This window comes from Tistrella sp., assembly GCF_002684955.1.
In the GTDB taxonomy this organism is placed as follows: Bacteria; Pseudomonadota; Alphaproteobacteria; order Tistrellales; family Tistrellaceae; genus Tistrella; species Tistrella mobilis.
Genome location: NZ_NYWI01000034.1, coordinates 160,319 through 180,359, shown reverse-complemented (window position 1 = coordinate 180,359; position 20,041 = coordinate 160,319). Strand labels below are relative to the sequence as shown.

At 67.4% G+C, this 20,041-nt stretch carries 17 protein-coding genes; 11 read left to right on the top strand and 6 right to left on the bottom strand.

Features of this window, described 5'->3' with window-relative positions; genetic code table 11:
* Positions 1-124: 124 nt before the first annotated feature.
* Both CMO28_RS11505 and CMO28_RS11500 read right to left on the bottom strand, forming a co-directional pair.
* Positions 125-1,771 (bottom strand): AMP-binding protein, encoded by a 1,647-nt coding sequence (locus tag CMO28_RS11505; RefSeq protein ID WP_296713557.1) that lies wholly within the window; start codon positions 1,769-1,771, stop codon positions 125-127.
* 88 nt (positions 1,772-1,859) lie between these two features.
* Positions 1,860-3,821 (bottom strand): flavin-containing monooxygenase, encoded by a 1,962-nt coding sequence (locus CMO28_RS11500; RefSeq protein ID WP_296713554.1) that lies wholly within the window; start codon positions 3,819-3,821, stop codon positions 1,860-1,862.
* Between the two features lie 262 nt (positions 3,822-4,083).
* On the opposite strand from CMO28_RS11500, the gene CMO28_RS11495 reads away from it, so the two are divergent.
* From CMO28_RS11495 to CMO28_RS11470, 6 genes are all read left to right on the top strand, one after another.
* Entirely contained in the window at positions 4,084-5,301 is a 1,218-nt protein-coding gene (locus tag CMO28_RS11495; protein ID WP_296713552.1) for a serine hydrolase domain-containing protein, read from the top strand.
* Between the two features lie 100 nt (positions 5,302-5,401).
* Positions 5,402-6,550, top strand: a complete 1,149-nt coding sequence (locus tag CMO28_RS11490) for a C4-dicarboxylate TRAP transporter substrate-binding protein (protein WP_296713550.1) — start codon at positions 5,402-5,404, stop codon at positions 6,548-6,550.
* A gap of 74 nt (positions 6,551-6,624) precedes the next feature.
* Positions 6,625-7,158: a TRAP transporter small permease gene (locus CMO28_RS11485; protein WP_296713546.1), complete on the top strand. Its 534-nt coding sequence runs from the start codon at positions 6,625-6,627 to the stop codon at positions 7,156-7,158.
* Positions 7,155-8,462 carry a TRAP transporter large permease gene (locus tag CMO28_RS11480; protein ID WP_296713543.1) on the top strand — a complete coding sequence of 436 codons (1,308 nt, stop codon included), beginning with the start codon at positions 7,155-7,157 and terminating at the stop codon, positions 8,460-8,462. Before CMO28_RS11485 ends, CMO28_RS11480 begins: the two co-directional genes overlap by 4 nt.
* Before the next feature lie 68 nt (positions 8,463-8,530).
* Entirely contained in the window at positions 8,531-9,241 is a 711-nt protein-coding gene (locus CMO28_RS11475; RefSeq protein ID WP_062761884.1) for a TetR/AcrR family transcriptional regulator, read from the top strand.
* Positions 9,242-9,285: 44 nt separating this feature from the next.
* Positions 9,286-9,531 (top strand): type II toxin-antitoxin system ParD family antitoxin, encoded by a 246-nt coding sequence (locus tag CMO28_RS11470; protein ID WP_296713542.1) that lies wholly within the window; start codon positions 9,286-9,288, stop codon positions 9,529-9,531.
* A 15-nt stretch (positions 9,532-9,546) separates the two neighbouring features.
* On the opposite strand, the gene CMO28_RS11465 is transcribed toward CMO28_RS11470, so the two are convergent.
* The gene (locus CMO28_RS11465; RefSeq protein ID WP_296713539.1) at positions 9,547-11,838 is read right to left on the bottom strand and encodes a mechanosensitive ion channel family protein; all 2,292 of its coding nucleotides are present in this window, start codon (positions 11,836-11,838) and stop codon (positions 9,547-9,549) included.
* A gap of 222 nt (positions 11,839-12,060) precedes the next feature.
* Between CMO28_RS11465 and CMO28_RS11460 the strand changes: the two genes are divergently transcribed.
* The 3 genes from CMO28_RS11460 to CMO28_RS11450 all read left to right on the top strand — a co-directional run bounded on the left by CMO28_RS11460 (position 12,061) and on the right by CMO28_RS11450 (position 14,592).
* Entirely contained in the window at positions 12,061-13,344 is a 1,284-nt protein-coding gene (locus CMO28_RS11460; protein WP_296713537.1) for a serine hydrolase domain-containing protein, read from the top strand.
* 128 nt (positions 13,345-13,472) lie between these two features.
* Positions 13,473-14,111 (top strand): peroxiredoxin, encoded by a 639-nt coding sequence (locus CMO28_RS11455; protein ID WP_296713536.1) that lies wholly within the window; start codon positions 13,473-13,475, stop codon positions 14,109-14,111.
* 55 nt (positions 14,112-14,166) lie between these two features.
* A complete protein-coding gene (locus CMO28_RS11450; RefSeq protein ID WP_296713534.1) occupies positions 14,167-14,592 on the top strand; it encodes a hypothetical protein in 426 nt (141 codons plus the stop codon).
* On the opposite strand, the gene CMO28_RS11445 is transcribed toward CMO28_RS11450, so the two are convergent.
* Positions 14,577-15,479: a DMT family transporter gene (locus CMO28_RS11445; RefSeq protein WP_296713532.1), complete on the bottom strand. Its 903-nt coding sequence runs from the start codon at positions 15,477-15,479 to the stop codon at positions 14,577-14,579. The genes CMO28_RS11450 and CMO28_RS11445 overlap by 16 nt on opposite strands.
* A 141-nt stretch (positions 15,480-15,620) precedes the next feature.
* Here CMO28_RS11445 and CMO28_RS11440 point away from each other — a divergent pair, with 141 nt between their 5' ends.
* Positions 15,621-16,514 (top strand): helix-turn-helix transcriptional regulator, encoded by an 894-nt coding sequence (locus CMO28_RS11440; protein WP_296713529.1) that lies wholly within the window; start codon positions 15,621-15,623, stop codon positions 16,512-16,514.
* A gap of 18 nt (positions 16,515-16,532) precedes the next feature.
* Here the strand turns inward: CMO28_RS11440 and CMO28_RS11435 are convergent, their stop codons facing one another.
* On the bottom strand, positions 16,533-17,846 hold the full coding sequence (locus CMO28_RS11435) for an MFS transporter (protein ID WP_296713527.1): 1,314 nt from the start codon (positions 17,844-17,846) through the stop codon (positions 16,533-16,535).
* 236 nt (positions 17,847-18,082) lie between these two features.
* Between CMO28_RS11435 and CMO28_RS11430 the strand changes: the two genes are divergently transcribed.
* Positions 18,083-18,955, top strand: coding sequence for a LysR substrate-binding domain-containing protein (locus tag CMO28_RS11430; protein ID WP_296713525.1), 873 nt, complete (start codon positions 18,083-18,085; stop codon positions 18,953-18,955).
* On the opposite strand, the gene CMO28_RS11425 is transcribed toward CMO28_RS11430, so the two are convergent.
* Positions 18,896-19,948 carry a GlxA family transcriptional regulator gene (locus CMO28_RS11425; protein ID WP_296713523.1) on the bottom strand — a complete coding sequence of 351 codons (1,053 nt, stop codon included), beginning with the start codon at positions 19,946-19,948 and terminating at the stop codon, positions 18,896-18,898. The genes CMO28_RS11430 and CMO28_RS11425 overlap by 60 nt on opposite strands.
* Between the last annotated feature and the right edge of the window lie 93 nt (positions 19,949-20,041).

Below are 20,041 nucleotides of genomic sequence, written 5' to 3'. Positions count from 1 at the left end.
ACCGCCCCGGCAGGCTCGTACTGAACACCGAACCAGAATACCATCGTCGGGGCTTGAAATGCACGGCCGACAACACGGATCCGCCCGATCTCTGGCGCCGACCCGACGAGGCTCCCCAGATCGCTCAGCTCGCAAACCGCTCGGACTTCAGCCGCAGCCCCGCCGCCTCGCGGTCCCAGGCATCGGCCGTGATGCCCTCGGCGCGGAGTTCGTGCTTCAGCACCTTGGCCGTGGGCGTCTTGGGCAGGGCGTCAAGCACGCGGACATAGCGCGGGATCATGAAATAGGCCATGCGCGGGCGCAGGAATTCGATCAGGGCTTCGGGATCGATGGTCCGGCCCTCGACCGGTGCGACGCAGACCAGCACGTCGTCCTCGCCCATCTCGCTCGGCACCGCGACCACGGCGGCCTCGCGGACGTCGGGATGGGCCGTCACCTCGGCCTCGACCTCCAGCGACGAGATGTTCTCGCCCCGGCGGCGGATGGCATCCTTGCGCCGGTCGACGAAGAAGTAGTTGCCCTCGGCATCGCAGATGAAGGCGTCGCCGGTGTGGAACCAGCCATTGCGCCAGGCCCTGGCCGTCGCCTCGGGGTTGCGGTAATAGCCGCTGTTCATCGCCCAGGGCCGGTCGGTGCGGACGATCATCTCGCCCACCTGCCCCACCGGCACCTCGCAGTCATTGTCGTCGACCAGCCGGACCTCCACCCCCGGCCGCATCCGGCCGCAGGTGCCCTTCAGCGGCGGATTGGCTTCCGAGACGATCGGGCTCGAAATCTCGGTCATGTTGAAGATGGTGCGGATCTCGACCCCGAAGCGTTCGGCAAAGACCGCCGCATCGCCCAGCGGCACCACCAGCACCAGCCTGAGCCCGTGATTGCGGTCGTCGGGCGAGAGCGGCAGCTTTTCAAGGAAGGTCGCCATCACCCCCAGCAGGAACGAGACGGTGACGCCGTTGCGCCGCACGGTCTGCCAGTAGGTGGCGGTGTCGAACCGCTCCACCAGCGCGAAAGACGCGCCGCGGGCCAGCATCACGAACATCGGCCCCATGCCGCCGATATGGAACATCGGCGCATTGACCAGATAGCGGTCCTCGCCCGTCACGAAGGGCCAGGCATCGGGGCCGGCATTGGTATAGATGTGCAGATAGGACACCAGCACCGCCTTGGACGGCCCGGTGGTGCCCGAGGTGTAGATGATCGCCATCGGGTCCCAGGGCTCGATCCGGCGCGCGGGCGCCGTCAGCGTGCCGGTCTCGGGCAGCAGCGCCTCTTCCAGCCGCACCGCCGGCAGGGGGCATTCCGGCATGCGTCCGCCCGAGACGATCAGCCGTTCCAGCCGGGCGGTGGGCACGTCGAACAGCCGCTCGACCAGATCGGCATGCACGATCGCCAGGCTGGCATCCGACAGATCGACCACGTGTGCGAGCAGCGAACCGCGATAGGCGGTGTTGATCGGCACATAGACCGCGCCCAGATAGTTGAGCGCGAAATAGACCCGGATCTGGTCGCGGCCATTGGGCATCCAGACCAGGACATGCGCGCCCTGTACCACGCCCTGCTGCTGCAGGCCCAGCGCCGTCTGGACGATCAGCTCGCGGAAGCGGGCATAGGTCCATTCCTCGCCGGTGTCGTCGAATTTCACGAAAACCTTGTCCGGCTGCTCCACGGCCAGCCGGTCGACAAGGTCGCGGGTCACCACCCGGTCGCGCGGAGGAATGCGCGCATCGAAATGGACCGGACCCTCGGGGCTCTGCTCGACCACGATCGTCATCGGGACGTCCCTCCCATTGCTCATGTCCACGTCGGGCCGGTCGCAGGCGCCTCGGCCGCGCCGGCCTCTTGTCTTCTCTGTCGTCTCGTCAGGCCGCGTCGCCGGCGGCGGCCGGCCGGCCGTCGAAGACGTAATCCGCCGGCGCCACCGTGCGGGTCATGCGCCAGAAGTCGTCATTGCGCCAGGGGGTGATCGCCACCACCCGGCCGCGGGAATTGCGGTACCAGTTCTCCATGCCCTCATGGGTCCAGACCATCTTCGCATGGGCCTCGTCGACCCTGCGATTGTAGTCGTCATGGATCTCGGCGCGCACTTCGATCGTGGCGGCGCCGCGGCGGAACATCTCGTCGAGCGCGCTCAACAGATAGTCGCATTGCAGCTCCACCGCCGAGATGATGCTGCCGCCGTGGCCAAGGCCGACATTGGGCCCCAGCAGCATGAAGAAATTGGGGAAACCGGGCACGGCGGTGCCCAGATAGGCCCGGGCGTCGTCGCCGTTCCAGACATCCGACAGCACCTGGCCCTGGCGGCCACGCACCTCGTAAGAGCCCAGGAACTCGGTCGCCTTGAACCCGGTGGCCAGCACCAGAATATCGGCCTCGCGTTCCTCCCCGCCGCGCGAGACCAGCGTGCTGCCCCGCACCTCGGCCATATGGTCGGTGATCAGTTCGACATTGTCGCGGGCGATGGTGCGGTACCAGCCATTGTCGAGCAGCATGCGCTTGCCGAAGGGCGGGTAGTCGGGCAGCACCTTCTCCAGCAGATCCTGCCGGTCGCCCAGTTCCTGCTGCATGTATTTCACGAAGGCGCGGCGATGGCCGTCATTGACCGCGTTCAGCGCCCGGTCCGGATGCGGCCAGGCGGGATCCTTCTGCAGCGAGCCATGGACCCGGTCGTTGAAGGTCCAGGCGAGGCGCTGGCGATACCACAACCGATAGAGCGGCATGTTCGCGATCAGGAAGCGGATCGGCTGCGGCATTTCCTTGCCGAATTGCGGGAAGGGTGCCGCCCACTGCTTCGACCGCGCAAAGATGGTGAGCTGCCCGACCCCGGGCGCGATCGCAGGCGCCACCTGCATGGCAGAGGCACCATTGCCGACCAGCGCCACGCGCTTGCCCGCGACATCCAGATCTTCGGGCCATTCGGCGGTGTGGAAACAGGGGCCGGGGAAGCTGTCGAGGCCGGGGATATGCGGCACCAGCGGCGTGTTCAGCACGCCCACCGCACTCACCACCGCATCGGCGGTCAGCACCTCTTCCGCACCGTCGGGCCGGCGGATGGTCACCGCCCAGCGCCGGGCCTCGGCCTGCCACACGGCGCTCAACACCCGGGTGTCGAAACGGGTGCAGCTCTCCAGCCCATGATCGCGCGCGACCTTGCGGAAATAGCCGTAAAGCTCGCCCTGCAGCGCGAAATAGCGCGTCCAGTCATGCGGCGCGAACGAGAAGGAATAGATGTGGTTGGGGGTGTCGACCCCGGCGCCGGGATAGCGGTTCTCGCGCCAGGTGCCGCCGAAATCCGAACCCTTCTCGATCACCTCGCAGGCAATGCCGCGCTGGCGCAGGCGGATCGCGGCGCAGATGCCCGAGACGCCGGCGCCGATCACCAGCACCTTGAAGCCGGCCGGCACCGCCGCCGGCTCACCCAGCCGGTGCGCCTTCAGCCCCAGCCCCGAGGCGATGATCTCGCCATATTCCGCCGGCACCTCTTCGGCCATCGACACGCTCAACATGCGCACCAGCAGATCGTCGTCGGGCCGCGGCATCGCCACCGGCCGACCCGCCCGCCAGGCCAGGATCGCCTCGGTCGCGGCGGCGCGGATCTCCGCCTGCACGTCGTCGGGCAGGCCGCCATCATCGTTGTCGTCCAGCCCGCGGCCGCGTTCGGGCGCATAGGGCGGCTCCAGCCAGCGCGTGTCGCCGGTCAGCTGGACCAGCACCATCAGCAGCGTCGGGATATTGGCGATCGCCACCGCCGCCCGAAAGGCGGCGTCCTGGTCAATGTCGCCGGCACCCGCAAGGGCGCCGTCCCGGTTCGCGTGATCGGCCATCGTCAGGTTTCCTTACCCTTGGCGGCAGGTTCGTCCTGCCCATTGCTTCTGATATGCCCTGAGCCCTGATTGCCGGGGCCGGCAGCCCCCATCGGGCATCTTGACCCGCATCGGGTGTCCGGGTACCGTAATTAAGTCGAACGTTTTAGTCGATAGCTTTATACGACCGGCTTATCGGTCGTGACTGGCGGAGCGCCCCGCACCACCCCCGCTTGGGGGGCAGGATGAAGAAGGGCGCCCGCGCGGGAGGAGTAGGGTCCGGATGCCTGCACGCCACGATGACGCGGCGCGGTTCTCGCGCATGCTCAACGACACCGTCACGATCGAAGGATGGTGCCACCCGCGCTTCGCCGCGGTGGCCGAGGCCTTCGCCCGGAATTTCACCGACCGCGACGAGGCCGGCGCCTCGGTGGCACTGGTCCATGACGGCCGGCTGGTGGTCGATCTCTGGGGCGGCGCCGCCACCGCAGACCGCCCCTGGCAGGCCGATGATCTGGTGGTGGTGTTCTCGGCCACCAAGGCCGCAACCGCGCTGTGCCTGCATCTTCTGGCAGAACGCGGCCGGCTCGATCTGGACCGGCCGGTCGCCGGCTACTGGCCGGAATTCGCGGTGAACGGCAAGGACCGCGCCACGGTGCGGATGATCCTGGATCACACCATCGGCCTGCCGGTGCTGCGCCCGCAGCTCAAGGCGGACTGCATCACCGATGCCGCCTATATGATCGATCATCTGGCCGCCGAAACCCCGTTCTGGGAACCCGGCACCCGCACCGGCTATCACCCGCTGACCATGGGCTTCCTGGCGGCGGAAGTGGTCCGCCGGGTCGATGGTCGCAGCCTTGGCCGGTTCTTCGCCGAAGAGATCGCCGGCCCCCTCGGCCTCGATTTCTGGATCGGCCTGCCGGAAGAGCACGAGGCCCGGGTGGCACCGGTGATCATCCACCGGCCACCGCGCGACGCCCAGACCACGCCCTTCCTGCTGGCAGCGCGCGAGCCGGGCAGCATCGCCAATCTGTTCGTGTTCAACAGCGGCGATTTCGCCATCCGCGGCGTCAACACCCGCGCGGGCCATGCGGCGGAGATCGGCGCCGCCGGCGGCATCACCAATGCCCGCGGCCTGGCCGGGCTCTATGCGGCGCTGGTGCCGGGCGGCCCGCTCGGCTTCTCTGCCGACACCCTGGCCGGCTTCGCCGAGGCCAGCTCGGCCACCCATCTGGACGCGACCCTGCTGCAGCCGATGCGCTTCGGCCCCGGCTTCATGCTGCGCATGGACAATCGTCGCCGGCCGCAGCCGGCCGACAGCCTGGTGATCGGCCATCGCGCCTTCGGCCATGTCGGCGCCGGCGGCTCGGTCGGTTTCGCCGATCCCGCGGCGGGCATCGCCTTCGGCTATGCCATGACCCGCATGGGGCCGGGCCTGCTGCTCAACCCGCGCGGCCAGTCGCTGGTCGACGCGGCCTATGCCGCCCTCGCCGCCTGAGCGGCCGGCACATTTCCGCACCACCACACAACGACAGACGGCTCCCGGCGCCACGCCCGGTATGCCGCACGCATCTGCACCACACGGGAGGACATCCACCATGAAGACGATCCAGGGGATCGGTCTCGCCGCGGGTCTGGCCGCGTTGACCATGACCGCCACCACCGCCTCGGCCGATCAGCTGCGCTTCGCGATCGGCCATCCGCCGGCCTCGTTCCTGGTCAAGGCGGGCGAGACCATGGCGAAGACCATGGCCGCAGAGACCGGCGATGCCGTCACCATCAAGGTCTTCCCCATGTCGCTTTTGAGCATGGCCGAGACCTCGGGCGGTCTGCGCGACGGGCTTGCCGATATCGGCACGGTGATGAGCACCTATTTCCCGGCCGAGTTTCCGCACACCAACCTGCTGCTCGAAGCCTCGATGATGCTCAGCACCCTGCCGGAAGATCCGACCGGCGTGGAGGCGCAGGCCTATTCGGCGGCCATGGCCGAATACATCCTGACGAAATGCCCTGAGTGCAATGCCGAGTTCGCAAAACAGAACCAGGTCTACACCGCCGCCGCCGGCACGCCGGGCTATGCGCTGAACTGCACGAAGCCGGTCGTCACCATGGACGACCTCAAGGGCGCGCGGCTGCGCATCGGCGGCGCCAACTGGGCCGGCTGGTCGGAAGCCGTGGGTGCGGCACCCGTCACCATGTCGGGCAACGAGATGCTGGAGGCGCTGAGCCAGGGCGTGCTGGACTGCATCATCCTGTCGGTGCCGGATGTCCAGAATTTCGGCATGGGCGAGTCGGTCAAGCACATCACCATGGGCGCGCCCGGCGGCGTTTATGTCGCCTCGATGGCGCAGGTCAACCGCGATACCTGGCAGGATCTGTCGCCGGAGGCCCGGACCGCCCTGCTCAAGGCCGCGGCGCTGGGCTCGGCCGAAGCGAGCCTCGCCTACGAGAACAACCAGGCCGACATTCTTGAAAAGGTGAAGGCCAAGGGGGTGCAGGTCCATCAGGCCGATCCGGCCGTGGTGGAGGCGACCCGCAGCTTCGTCGACGGCTATCTGAAGGCCATGCCCGCCGCCTATCAGCAGCGCTATGGCGTCACCCGCGGCGAGGAAATGCTCTCGGACTTCCGCGAAACCCTGATCAAATGGGTGGGCCTGGCCCGCACTGCCAAGACCCGTGAAGACCTGGCCCGGCTCTACTGGGACGAGATCTATTCCAAGGTCGACGTGAACACCCACGGCATGTAAGGCGCGCGCCGCCCCGGCCACTCCGGCCGGGGCGGGTCTTTCCCGGTCCCCAGAACCCGACAGGTCCCCTTCCCATGTCGACGCCCGGCCGCCTGCTTGCGCGGACGACCTCGCTCGCGACGCTCATCGCCGGCATCGCGATCGCGCTGATGATGCTGCACGTCTCGCTCGACGTCGCCTTCCGCTATCTGCTGGGTGCGCCCCTGCCCGGCACCCTCACCGTCGTCACCTATTACTACATGGTGATCGCCGCCTTCGTGCCGCTCGCCTTCGCCGAGCTGCGCCGCGCCCATATTTCGATGGAAATCGTGACCGATCTTCTGCCCCGACGCGGCCGCAACATGCTCGAAGGCTGGATGCTGGTGCCCACGGGCCTGGTCACCGGCCTGCTCACCTGGCGGGGTTTTGAAGAGGCGCTGAAACAGCAGGCGATCGGCGCCGCCCAGATCCAGGGCTCGTCCAGCATCCCGATCTGGCCGGCCTATTACGCGCTGCCTGTGGGCGCGGGATTGATGACCCTGCTGGTGATCTACCGCTTCGTCAATTTCCTGCGCCGGCGGCCCGACGACCTGGCAGCCGCCACCTCCGGACGGGAGGCGGGGCTGTGAGCGACGTTCAGATCGGCCTCTCCGGGCTGGGCCTGCTGCTGGTGTTCATCGCGCTGCGCATCCCCATCGGCATCTCGCTGATCGGCGTGTCCTTCGGCGGGCTCTGGGTGCTGATGGGCTGGAAGGTCGCCTGGGGCTCGCTCGGCCTGCTGCCCTTCCAGTTCGCGGCCAACTGGGTGCTGAGTTCGGTGCCCATGTTCCTGCTGCTGGGTTTCGTCTGCTATCACGGCCAGCTGACCCAGGGCCTGTTCCGGGCGGCCCGGGTCTGGCTGGAACGGGTTCCGGGCGGGCTCGCGGTCGCGGCCGTGATGGGCTCGGCCGGTTTCGCCGCGGTGTCCGGCTCGTCCATCGCCTGTTCGGCGACCATGGGCCGGATCGCCATCCCCGAAATGCTGAAGGCGCGCTACCATCCCGAACTCGCCACCGGTTCGGTGGCGGTGGCAGGCACGATCGGCGCGCTGATCCCGCCTTCGATCATCCTGATCCTGTATGGCGTGGTGGCCCAGGTGCCGGTCACCGGCCTGTTCCTGGGCGGCATCGCCGCGGGCGTCATCACCGCGATCGGCTATGTGCTGGTGATCATGATCCGGGTGAAGCTGAACCCGGCGCTCGCCCCCGACGTCGCCATCCGCACGCCGGCATCCGAACGGATCGCAGCACTGAAGGACACCTGGCCGGTGATCCTGCTGATGATCGGCATCTTCGGCGGCCTGTTCTCCGGCGTGTTCACCGCAACCGAGGCGGGCGCGGTCGGCGCGCTGATGGCGGTGGTGATCGCCCTCGCCAAGGGCAGCCTCACCCGCGCGCGGTTTTCGGCCGCCATCGTCGACACGGTGCTCACCACATCCACCCTGATCATCATCGGCATCGGCGCCACCCTGCTCACCCGCTTCCTGGCGCTGTCGGGATCGGCCGATTATCTCTCGGAACAGGTGCTGGCGCTGGGCGCCGATCCGGTGCTGATCATGGCCGGGGTCGTGATCGTGTATCTGCTGCTCGGCCTGTTCCTGGAACCGGTCGGCGCGATGCTGCTCACCCTGCCGATCGTGCTGCCGATCGTCGACGGCACCGGTTTCGGCCTGCTCTGGTTCGGCGTGATCCTGACCAAGCTGCTCGAAATCGGCATGATCACCCCGCCGGTCGGCATGAATGTCTTCGTGATCAAAAGCGTGGTCGGGGATCTGGTCCGGACCTCGGCGATCTTCCGCGGCATCCTCTGGTTCCTGGTGATGGATCTGGCGGTTCTGGCCCTGCTGATGCTGGTGCCCGAATTGATCATGTATCTTCCGACCCGTTTCGGATAACCAATAGGCGGATGGCCGACAGGCGGTTGGACCGACCGGCCGTCGTCGGAAGACCCCAGGAGTAGCGCATGTCCGCCGAACCCGCCCCGCTCGCCGCGGAGCCCACGCAGACCGATCCCACGCGCGAGAAGCTGAAGCTCGCGGCCCTGCGCCTGTTCTCGACCCGCGGCATCGACGGGGTGTCGGTGCGCAACATCGTCACCGAAGCCGGCATGCGCAACGGCGCCTCGCTCCACTATTATTTCGGATCGAAAGAGGGGCTGATCCGCGAACTGGTGGTCGAAGCGGCCCAGCGCAGCGATCGTGCCCGCAATGCCCGGCTGGACGTGATGGAGGCCGAGGGCGGGCCGGAGCGGGTGGCCGATATCGTCCGCCTGCTGCTGGAGGTGGAGACGACGGGCGCCGGCGACCCGGACGCCCATCGCAGCCTGCCGATCGGCTTCGGCCATATGCGCTTCATCGTCGCCATGCAGATCAACCACCGCGCCATGTTCCTGGATGCGGTGGGCGATCGCTGGCGGTCGAGCTATATGCGCTGCATCGACCATCTGCGCCGGCTGATGGCCCCCCTGCCCGCGGCGGTGATCAGCCAGCGTCTGGCCCATATGGTGCTGTTCATGAACACCAGCCTCGCCGTGCGCGAAGCGGCCTTCGAGGCCGACCCCACCGGCGGCGGGCTCTGGGGCAAGCCCTATGCGCTCGACTGCCTGGTCGAATCGCTCTGCGGCGCGCTGGAAGCGCCGCTTTCGCCCGAGGTGGCGGCGGTGTTGCCGGGGTGAGGCCGCCGTCGCCACGAGGCTCTCTGCATCAGAGGAGATCTGCAATGGCAACGATGAACGTATCCCTGCCCGATGCGATGAAGGCCTGGGTCGAAGCCCAGGTCGACGGTGGCCGGTACGGCGACGCAAGCGACTATGTGCGTGACCTGATCCGCCGCGACCGCGCCCGGAAAGACGCGATCGCCGCCCTTCAGACCGCGGTCACCGACGGCATCGAAAGCGGCGAGCCGCAGGCGCTCGACGTCGAGGCCTTCAAGCTGCGGATGCGCGAACGTCATCTCATCCGCTGAGCCGCCCGCCTCATCTCACCCCGCCTTTCCATCCTCCCCCGCCGCGGAGGCGGCCAGCGTCGCCTGGGCCGCCGCGGCCGCGTCGCCACCCTGGCCCGAGACCGAGACGGTCGGGAAGGCGAAGGCGATGTCGTTGGCTTCGAACGCCTTCTTGATCAGCGCATAGGCGCGGCGGCGGATGACGAATTGTTCGCCGGGCTTGGTCATCATCTTCAGGCGCAGCTGGATGGCATAATCGCCGAACTGCTCCACGCCCTGCATCTTCAGGGTCTCGATGATGTTGGGGGCGAATTCCGGATCCTGCTGCAGGTCGCGGCCGACCTGTTTGATGATCTTCTTCACCTTGTCGAGATCGGCGGCATAGGTGACCTTCACCGTCAGCTTGTCGATCACCCAGTCGCGCGAGTAATTGGTGATCTTGTCCAGAGAGCCGAAGGGGATGGTGTGCAACGCGCCGCGGTGGTGACGCAGCTTCATCGAGCGCAGCGAGAAGCTTTCCACCGTGCCGCGGATATTGCCGCTTTCGATGTATTCGCCCACCCGGAAGGCATCGTCGAACAGGAAGAACATGCCCGAGATGATGTCCTTGACCAGCGTCTGGGCGCCGAAGCCGATCGCGACGCCGACCACGCCGGCACCGGCGATCAGCGGGCCGATTTCCACCCCCAGCGACGACAGCACCATCAAAAGGGTGATCACCCCCAGCACCGCCAGCAGCAGGTTGCGCAGGATCGGCAGCAAGGTGCGCAGCCGCGCCTGCCGGCGCAGGGCGTCCTCGCCGCCGGTCGCGCCGTCATGGGCGGCGCGCATCAGCCGGTGATCGATCCAGGCCGCCGCCAGCCGCCAGGCGATGTCGGCGACCAGCACGATCACCACCGCCTGGAAGATCCCGCCCATCACCCGCTGCAGCGGGGTTTCGCGGCGGGTCAACTCGGTCAGGTCGTAATCGATGATGCCGGCGATCAGCACGGCCGCCCCCAGCAGCCAGAAGGCGCGGAGCCCGCGGCCGACCGAGATCGCGATCATCGACGGCGCGGGACCGGCGGAGATCATCATGCCGCCGCCCTCACCCCCGCCATGCACCGGCAGGGCCGTTGCAGGTTCGGGCTCCGGCGCCGTGCCGTCGGGATGTTCGGTCGGGCGGACGAAATGGGCGACCGCCCGGCGGGTGGCCGGCAGCAGCACCACGAACAGCAGCAGCAGCACGATCGCCACCTGGAAGGGCTGGATGGAGCCGGTGAACAGCAGCAGCCAGACGCCGACCAGATAGATCGAGAACAGCCAGGTGGCCAGCGCCCGGCGGCGATGGGCGCGGCCCTCGCCGTCGATTTCGGGCCGGGTCCAGGTGGCGATCAGGGTCAGCAGCAGCAGGACCAGGCCGATGCCCAGCCCCAGCGCCGCCCAGGGCCCGGGCGACATGCCCAGCCCGTGCAACAGGTCGAGCGTAACATCGCCCAGCCCGTACCAGCCGACCAGCACCGCCGACCACAGCATCCAGTGCCGGGCGGCCGCGTCGCTCATCGGCACGATCCGGAAGCGCGGCACCTGGGGCGAAAGCAGAATGCGGCCCAGCCCCGTCACCAGCCGCAGCATCAGCACGATCAGCAGATAGGATGCCACCACCTGGCGCAGCATCGGCGGCCAGGGCATCACCGCGAAGGCGCCGATACTGCCGAGCGCGAAGGCCGCCAGCACGCCCAGACCATAAAGTGCCCGCAGCCCCGCCACGCGCAGCCGCATGCGCGGCCGATCGGTCGGGTGGGCCTCGATCCGCCGGCGCAGCGGCCGGGTCGCCCGGGTGAAGGCCCATTCGAAACCGCAGCCGAGCAGCGCAAAGCCCAGCAGCGGCAGGATCACCCCGCCGGTCCCGGCACCGATCCGCGCACGGAAGGTGCCCGCCGCCGCCGCCAGTTCGGCCGGGATCTGCGGCAGCCCGTCTTTCAACGTGCCGAGGAAGGCGCGGATGCCGTCGATGCGCGCCGTCAGCAGCCGTTCGGCCATCATCCGGCGTTCGGCCGCATCGGCGGGCAGCATGGCGGCCGATGCGGGCGGTGATGCGGGCGCGGCGGTGCCGGCGGCGGCCTGTGCGGCAATCCAGGCCTGGATCGCGGGATCGGCCAGAAGCCCCATCAATTCCCGCACCCGCTCGGGATCGGCGGGGGCGGGGGCAGGGGCGGGGGCGGGGGCCGCCGGGGCCGCGGCGCTCTGTTGCTGGGCCAGCATCATCTGGGGCATGGCCGCCATGGCCGGGCTGCCGCCGCCTGCCAGCATCAGCCACATCACACCCGCCAGGACCATGAGCATCATGCCCCGCCCGTTCCCGACCATCCGGCCCATCGGCATATGGCCCATCCTCCCGCCCCTGCGTCTCGCCACCCGCATCGCTTCGCCACCCGCATCGCTTCGCCCATGGGTGACCGCACGCGATCATGAGGCCAGCCGCGGGCGGCTTCAATGGCGATCCGCAGGGCGGATGGGCTATAACGGAGCCGCTCACCACCTTCCTTATCCCAGGGACACGCGCCACCCATGACCGCCCCGCTCCACCCCGATGCCGCCGCCTGGACCGCCACCGTCGACAGTGCCGAACACGGGACGCTGCAGATCGCGGGGCGCTGCCATCCGGCATACGAAGCGGTGGCCCGGGCTTTCGCCGCCAATTTCGCCCAACGCGACGAGGTCGGCGCCTCGGTGGCCCTGGTCCAGGACGGCCGGCTGGTGGTCGATCTCTGGGGCGGGCTGGCGGTGCGGGCGGGTGGCGACAGCCCGGCCCGCGCCTGGGCGGAAGACACGGTTTCGGTGATCTTCTCGGCCACCAAGGGCGCGACGGCGATCGCGCTGCATCTGGCGGCGGCCCGCGGCCTGCTCGATCTGGATCAGAAGGTGGTCGAGATCTGGCCCGAATTCGCCGGCCGCGCCCCCGATCCGGGGCCCAAGCGCGACGCCACGGTGCGGATGATCCTAGACCACAGCATCGGCCTGCCGGTGCTGACCGCGCCGCTCAAGGCCGATTGCGTCACCGATTATCCCTATATGATCGCCCGGATCGAGGAAGAGGCCCCGCTCTGGCAGCCCGGCACCCGCACCGGCTATCACCCGATCACCATGGGCTTCATGGCGGCAGAGGTGCTGCGCCGGGTGGACGGCCGCAGCCTGGGCCGTTTCTTCGCCGAAGAGATCGCGGGGCCGCTCGGCCTCGATTTCTGGATCGGCCTGCCCGAAAGCGTCGAGCCGCGCGTCGCCCCGGTGATCGTCCGCCGCGCCCAGCGCGGTGCCGATCTCACGCCCTTCCTCGCCGCGGCAAAGCAGCCTGGCACGATCCAGCATCTGTTCGTGTTCAACAACGGCACCTACAGCAGCCGCGGCGCCAATACGCGCGAAGGCCACGCGGCCGAAATCGGCGCGGCCGGCGGCATCACCAATGCCCGCGCGCTCGCCTCGCTCTATGCCGCCACCCTGCCCGGCGCGACGCTCGGCTTCGACGCCGACACCGTCGCCGGCTTCGCCGAGGCCAGCTCCGCCACTCAGATCGACGCCACCCTGCTGCAACCCACCCGCTTCGGCCCCGGCTTCATGCTCCGCATGGACAACCGCCGCCGCCCGCAGCCGGCCGACAGCGTCATCATCGGCCATCGCGCCTATGGCCATGTCGGCGCCGGCGGCTCCATCGGTTTCGCGGATCCCGACCGCGGGCTGGCATTCGGGTATACGATGACGAAGCTGGGGGCGGGCTTGCTGTTGAATGCGCGGGGGCAGGCGCTGGTGGATGCAGGTGCAGCCGTGGCGGGCGGCACGCAGTTGGACGCGCCATAAAACACGAACTGCAGTTTAGAATTTATCAAATGTCAAAGCGCGGGGCCGGGGCGGCCCTCATCCTTGGCTCACGATGACGCCGGTAACGGCGATCGTCATCGAAACCCGAAGCCGAAGGATCGACCGCCATGACCATCACCCCCGGTTTTCCGCGTCTGAACGAGCCCGCCCCGCATTTCGAGGCGCGGACGACGCATGGGCCCGTTTCCCTCGCCAGTTACAGGGGCCGCTGGCTGGTGCTGTTCGCCCATCCGGCGGATTTCACGCCGGTCTGCACGACCGAATTCATTGCCTTCGCCCGCGCCCATGACAGGTTCCAGACCCTGAATTGCGACCTGCTGGGCCTGTCGATCGACAGCGTCTTTGCGCATCTCGCCTGGACCCGCAACATCAGCGAGAAGTTCGGGGTCGAGATCCCCTTTCCGATCATCGAGGACATCTCGATGAACGTCGCCAATGCCTATGGCATGGTCCATCCCGGTGCCGCCGACACCCAGGCCGTGCGTGCCACCTTCGTCATCGACCCGGAAAGCCGCCTGCGCGCGATGATCTACTACCCGATGAGCAATGGCCGCTCCGTCGAGGAAATCCTGCGCCTGGTGACCGCCCTGCAGACGAGCGACACCCATGGCGTGGCCACGCCGGAAGCCTGGTGCCCCGGCGACAAGGTGATCGTGTCGCCGCCCAAGACGGCAGCCGAAGCCGAGGCCCGTGCCGGCCAGGGCTATGAGACGACGGACTGGTACTTCTCGCAAAAATCGCTCTGACGACATCCGGGCGCACCCCCGCCATAGCCTGCCAGCTCCCGGAAGGAGAGATGAAATGACCATTCTGCGTACAGCCGCACTTCTTGCCGGCCTCTGCCTTCTGGCCGCGCCGGCTGCGGCCAGAGACAGCCTGTTCGTCACCGTGACCAGCGGTGACCCCCAGACCCAGGCCATGGCCATGGTTCTGTCGCAGCAGGCCCTGCAACGTCAGACGCCGGTACGCATCCTGCTCTGCGGCCCCGCCGGCGATCTTGCGCGGAAGGATTACCAGGGCCCTGCCCTGAAACCTTCCGGCAGGACGCCGCAGCAGATGCTCCAGGGCCTGATTCAGGCAGGGGCCCATGCAGAGCTCTGCGCGCTCTATCTGCCCAACAGCGATGGCCTGACCGCAGCCGATCTGATCGACGGCGTCACCCCCGTGACGCCGCCGGTGATCGGCGAACACATGAACCGTCCCGATGTCCGCTATCTCGGCTTCTGACGGGCCGGGCGCCTGCTGTTGCCATTCCGGCGCCGCGCGAACATCACGATATTGCCGAACACGATCAGGCCCAGCCCGGCGGCGGCCGTCCAGGTCCACTGATAGCCTTCGAACAGGGTCGAGATCAGAAGCGCGACCATGGGGAAGACCACCGTGGCATAGCCGGCCCGGGCCGAGCCTATCTTCTGCACCAGCAGCAGATAGGTGGTGAAGCCGGTGACCGAGCCGATCACCGCCAGATAGGCGAGCGCCGCCCAATAGGTGATGCCGTCGGGCAGAACCACCGGCTGCCCGGTCGCCAGGATCAGCGTCAGCAGCACGGCGGCCCCCATGCCCATGCCCCAGGCATTCGCGGTGACCGGAGAGGTGCCGAGCGCACTGTTCCGGCGCGAGGCCATATTGCCGAACGAGAACATCAGCGTGCCGAACCCCGCCCAGGCAATGCCGCGCAGGCTGTTCCCGTCCAGCGTGGTGAACAGGTCGTGCCAGAACAGCAGGACCAGCCCGGCCACCCCGATCGCCCCGGCGCCGACGACGCGGAGCGTGATCCGGTCCCCGAAGAAGATCCGGGCATTGACCGCGTTGAAGATGGAGGCCAGCGAGAAGACCACCGAGACCAGGCCCGAGGGGATCAATCCCGCCGCCTTGTAGAGCCCGACGAAGTTGAACGAAAACAGACACAGCGCCTGCACGGCGACGAAACGCCAATGTGCCGGGCGGGCCAGACGGCCCAGGATCGCAAGCCCGGCGAGCATCACCAGCCCGGCCAGCGCAAAGCGATAGAAGATCGACACCATGACCGGCACGGCACCGATCTGCAGGGCGATCGCAATCCACGTCGTGCCCCAGATCAGCACGGTGGAGACAAAGAGAAGGGATGTGTTCATGCGCGCAGCATAGGCCGGGTCACCCCCGGCGGTTTTGCATCTTCTTGCGCAAATCCGCAGGCCGACACTTTTCCCGCGGCGCCGGCCGACCTAACATCGGCCGACGCACCCAACGGCCGGCACCCCATGTCTCACCGCCCCATGTCTCACATTGCGACCTCCCGCCCCTCCACGCCCGACACCATCTACGACGTCCTGCGCAGATCACCGGTCGCCAGGGCGCTCGCCGGCATGGAGCTGGGCGAAGGCTGTGCGGTCGCGGTCTGGGAAAACACCCGCGATCGGGTGTGCTATCGGGCGCCGGCCCATACGACCTTCAGCCTTTATCTTGAGGGCGGGACCGGGACGCGGCGGGTGGATGCGGGGGGCATTACCGGCTATCCCGGGGCGATCTGCGTGATGCCGGAAGGCTGCGGCTCCGATTGGGAGATCAACGCCCCCTTCCGCTTCGTGCATCTCTATCTGTCGGAAGCCAGGCTGCGCAGCGGCTTTGCCCGCACCCATGATTGCGACGCCCGCAGCCTGGACCTGCCGGAAGCGACCTTCGTCCGAAACCCGGATCTCGCCATCCCCCTCGCCCGGCTTGCCGCCGCCGGCGCCGACGGGGATGTGCTGCACGCCGAAACCGCCCTCGCCGAGCTGTTCGGCGCCCTGCGCAAAAAGCCGGTGACCATACGCGCCGGCCTTGCCCCGCATATCCTGCGCCGGGTCGACGACTGGATCGACGCCCATCTGGACCAGGCGATCACGCTGGACGACCTTGCCGCCCTGGCCGACCTGTCCGGCTACCACTTCCACCGCATGTTCCACCTGTCCCGCGGCCTCGCCCCGCATGCCTGGGTCACCCAAAAACGCATCGCCCGGGCCCGCATCCTGCTTCGAACCGACCAACCCATCGCCGCCATCGCCGCCGCCTGCGGCTTTTCAAGCCAGAGCCACCTGACGCGCGTCTTCCAGCGGCATGTGGGGAAGACGCCGGCGGTGTATCGGGGGGCAGCGATCGGGAGCGTGCAGAGGCACAGGGCGTGCCGCTAGTGCGAACTTGCCCGTCATTCACTGTTCTTTCCTATACCTCATGAGACTCGTCGCACATGCGAGCGCAGAGAACGCACTGCCGAGCCAGAGAGCGGTCATGGAGCCTGCCTCGCCTCCAATCGTGAAGCAGGCGGCCACCAGGGCTGTGCCCAGGGCCTGACCGAGCAGGCGGGCCGTCGGGATGATGCCGCTTGCTGCGCCGGCCCGCTCTCGTGGCACGCTCGCCGTCAGCGCCTTCAGGTTCGGGGATTGAAACAGGCCGAAGCCTGCGCCGCAGATTGCCAGCCGCCATGCGATGTCCGGAAACGTTGCCTGGTCTGGCAGGAAGGCCAGCAGCGCCATGCCGAGGCAGAGCAGCAGCAGGCCGACACCCCCCAGAACCGCGACCGACCGGCGTTCCGACAGGCGCCCTGCAATCAGGGCGACGACGGCGACCATGACCGGCCATGGCGTTAAGAGAAGTCCGGTTTCGGTCTGTGATCGCCCCATGACCGTCTCAAAAAGGAAAGGCAGAGAGACGAAGGCCAGACCTTGGGCAGCGTAGGCAAAAATCGACGTCAGGACTGACAGGGCAAAAAGCGGCCGACGACATAAATCGACGGGCAGCAGCGGCGCCGGATGCCTGCGCTGTCTGGAGAGGAGCGCACCGAAGCAGACAAGGGATGCACCCCATTCGCACAATACCCGCACCAGGCCGGCCTGGTGGGCCGCATCTCCGAGTCCAAGGATGAGAAGGCCGAACATGCCCGCGACCAATATTCCGCTGGTGCCGTCAAATGAATGGGATGGCCGTTCGCCGGTCGTCCGGGGCAAAGCTCTGAACGCCAGCACCACCGCAAAAGCCCCGAGCGGGATGTTGATCAGAAACAGCCACGGCCAGGTGGTTACAGCCAGAACGCCCGAGGCAACCAGGGGGCCGATCGCGAAGAACACGGCGACGATCAGGGCATTCAGACCTTGCGCACGACCAATCTGACTATGAGGGTAGATAAAACGGATGAGGGCACTGGTGACGCTCAGGATGCCCGCCGCACCAATACCCTGCAGCGTCCGGGCTGCAATGAGCATCGGCAATGATGACGCCAGCCCGCATGCAAGAGACGCAAGCGTGAAAAGCGCCAGGCCGCCCGTATAGATGCGTCTGTGCCCGACGATGTCGCCACAGGCCGCGAGGGGCAGCAGCGTTGCGACCATCGCGAGCTGATACGCATTGATGATCCAGATCGACGTTTCCGGGCTTGCGTGCAGATCGGTCGCGATGGTTGGCAGCGCGGTTGTCGCGATTGTCGTATCCAGTGTGGCGATGGCGCTTCCCAGGATGAGCGTTGCCACAGCCCGGAGCTTTTGCGCCCCCGGCAGGCCGTCGCTGGTATCATTGACCTGGGGTTGGCTTTCGAACGCGGAAATGGCGGGCGCTCCTGTGGATGGACGCGGTTCCCAGAAGGCGCCTCCCCGAAGATGGGGTGCAGAGGCTGCCTGCCTGAGAGCCTTCGGTGACGGAGCCTAGCCCGGCCAAATCACTTTGATAATTTTGTACTTCTTTCAAAATTGTTTTGATAAATTTAATCATGGCTATGCCTCCCAACCTCGATATGGATGTCCTTCGGACGTTCGTGACCGGCAGCACGCTCGGAAGCTTCGCGAAAGCGGCCGAGCGGATCGGACGGTCGCCGCCCGCGATCAGCCTGCAACTTCGCAAACTGGAAGCCCAGGTGGGGCAGACCTTGTTTCGTAAACAGGGTCGCGGCCTCGTGCTGACAGAGGCGGGCGAAATCCTGCTGTCTTATGCAAAGCGGCTGCTCGAATTGAACGATGAAGCCATGATGGCGATGCAACGCCTCACCGATATGGAGGGACGGGTCCGTCTTGGTATTCCGCAAGACTTCGCCGATACATCGCTGCCGGTTCTGCTTGGGCGCTTCTCACGCGCCTATCCCAAAATCAGGGTGACGGTTCGTGTGGAGCGCGGCTCCCATCTCGTGAGGCTGATCGACGCCGGCGACCTGGACCTGGCCTTGACCTGGGGCGATCTGAGCAGCACCCACCATTCCGTTATCGGCAGCTTTCGTGTCGTCTGGATCGGGCCAGACGCATTTGACCGGGAGCCGGGCATGCCTGTTCCTCTGGTGGCGTTCGATCCGCCCTGCTCGTTTCGGGCAAGGGCAATCGACGCGCTGGAGAAAGATGGCATTGCCTGGGAGCATGTATTCGCCAGTTCCGGCCTGGCCGGATTGTGGGCTGCCGTGACGGCCGGCTTGGGGATCACGGCGCGGATCGCAGACGTCGTGCCATCGCATCTTCGCGTCCTTGATGCAACCTCATGCGGTCTGCCGGCACTCGGGACGATCAATCTGGGCCTGCATCTTGCTGACGCGACCCCGTCAAGCCCTGTAAAGCGCTTCAGCGAGCTTCTCGTCGAAACTGTCTCCGACATCAGATGACGGCCGGGTGAGGTCGCGCGCCCGTGGCCCCCCCCGCCGGACCTCCGCCGGCGACACCCCGAACGCCCCCCTGAACATGTTGATCAGATGCGAGGCGTCGCAGAAACCCGTCGCATGGGCGATGTCGGTCACCGTGCGCGATGTGGTCGCCAGCAGGTGGCGGGCGGCGTCGAGCCGGAGGCGCTGGCCGGCCCGCGCCGGTGAGAGGCCGAGATCGGCCTGGAAGCTGCGTTCCAGCTTGCGGCGGCCCACGCCCAGATCGGCGGCCAGTTCGTCGACGCTCGCCGGGTCCTCCAGCCGCTGGCGCATGCGGATCAGCGCCTTGCGCACCAGCGGGTCGCGGGCGGTGAGCGGGCTGCCGCCGCCGGGCTGGGGTTTGTCGCCGGTCATCGCCTCGTCGATGATCAGGATGCTGAGGCTTTTGATCGCCGCGACCCGCCCGATATGGGTCTCAACCAGATATGCCGCCAGATGCGCCGCGCTATGGCCGCCCGAACAGGTCAGCCGGTCGCGGTCGACCACGAAGATCTGGTCGGATACCGGCCGGGTTGAGCCGAAACGTTCAAGAAAATCATCATGGTGGAACCAGCTGACGCAGCAGCGGTAGCCGTCGAGCAGCCCCGCCTCGTGGAGCAGGAAGACCCCCGTACACAGCCCGACCAGCGGCACACCGCCCCGCGCCGCCGCCTGCAGGAACTGCATGCTGGCCGGCGAGAGGCCGCTCGCCTCGCGGATCAGCCCGCCCACCACGACCAGATAGTCATATGTGCCGGCCCGGTCGAGCCGGGTATCGGGCTGTACCTTCACGCCGCAGCTCGACCGGATCGGGTTCATGTCGTCGGAGAGCACCGTCCAGTCGCAGAGGATCGGCCGCGACCGGTCCGCCTCGTCGGCGGCAAGTCGCAGAACATCCACGAAATTTGCGAAGGCCGAGAGCGTGAACCGGTCCGCAAGCAGGAAGCCGACACGCAGGCGTTTCCGGGCTGGGGTCATGACGCAATTCTACAACGCTTCCGTCGCAGGCTTCCAGTCCCGAGGCAGGATCCCGCGCCTAGAATACCCGCAAAGCTGGAGCGTTGAGGGCTG